At 46.7% G+C, this 465-nt stretch carries 1 protein-coding gene; it reads right to left on the bottom strand.

The annotated features are described in order from the left end of the window. A partial coding sequence (locus tag E5329_RS29405) for a DUF4368 domain-containing protein (protein ID WP_135992600.1) occupies window positions 1-465 on the bottom strand: 465 nt, incomplete at both ends.

The raw sequence follows: 465 nt of genomic DNA, 5'->3' as shown, positions 1-465 counted from the left end.
CGACAAAGCCGATGAATTTATAGTAAATCTTGATTTCCTGCCTAACTGTTCCGTCTGCTGACTTTTCACGCTCCGAAACAAGTATCTTGTCTATCAGTGCATTTATTACTGTTGCGTCCAGTTCTTTTAAGCCTTGATAATTGCGGATAAGGGAGAGGAAGTCACGGATTCCCTGCGATTTTTCGTAGCTTTCATTGAGCGTATCCGTTACCTCTTTCAGCCTTGCTTCGATTTCAAGCTGTTCTTTCTGGTATTTCCCCGACATCATCTCAAAATTCCGCTCGGTGATACGCTCCATGACCTTATCCTCGTAGAGAGAGGAAAACAGCCTGTCAAGCTCCGCAAGGCGTTTGTTCAGCTTCTTCCGTTCTTTCTCCATTGCTTTTGCTTTGCTCTGGTCTGTTTCCGTGAGCCGCTTTTCAATCGCCCTCACCGCCCGCTCGTCATTCACCGCCATATCCGCAA

Source organism: Petralouisia muris, assembly GCF_004793545.1.
GTDB classification, from domain to species: Bacteria; Bacillota; Clostridia; order Lachnospirales; family Lachnospiraceae; genus Petralouisia; species Petralouisia muris.
This window is presented reverse-complemented; position numbering and strand designations above follow the sequence as displayed.